The organism is Vibrio sp. 1249-1, assembly GCF_033340495.1.
Window position 1 is genome coordinate 1 of sequence record NZ_JAWOWJ010000733.1, and the last position, 625, is coordinate 625.

At 47.8% G+C, this 625-nt stretch carries 1 protein-coding gene; it reads right to left on the reverse strand.

Annotation, left to right across the window (positions count from 1 at the left end):
- Positions 1–17: 17 nt before the first annotated feature.
- On the reverse strand, positions 18–625 hold a 608-nt coding region (trpA, locus tag R7Z50_RS28615), incomplete at its 5' end, for a tryptophan synthase subunit alpha (RefSeq protein WP_318149896.1).

Below are 625 nucleotides of genomic sequence, written 5' to 3' on the forward strand. Positions count from 1 at the left end.
TTAGCTTGTGGTGTCGATTACTTTTGAGTTGCCGCTTTCATTGCTGAGACAAATTCACCAAGCTTATCGAGCATGATTTGCGGTTCCTCTACGTGTGCTTCGATGATTTTTACGACTGCTGAACCCGAAATTGCACCTGCAGCACCCGCTTCAATGGCTTGTTTTACTTGTGCTGGTTCAGAAATGCCGAAACCTAGTAACGCTGGTGGTGCATCAAACTGGTTTAGCTTTTCAAGCATATGGTCAACTGGCATGTTAGCTTTGGTTTCTGCACCCGTCACACCCGCGCGTGAAAGCAGGTAAGTGTAGCCACCGCCTAATTCAGAAACTTGTTTTAGCGTCTCGTCACTTGCCGTTGGTGGTGCGATAAAGATTGGGTGGATTCCAAATTTCTCTGCCGCGGCTACGAACTCTGCGCTTTCGTTAGTCGGAACGTCTGCAATGAGAACGGAATCGATGCCCGCTTTTGCACAGCGCTCGTAGAAGCTCTCAATACCGCGTGAGTATACAAGATTGGCGTACATCAATAGACCAATTGGCAGGTCTGGGTACTTTGCTCGAATTTTTCCGATTTGCTCAAAACAGATATCCGGAGTTGCACCCGAATCTAACGCTCGAATGTTGG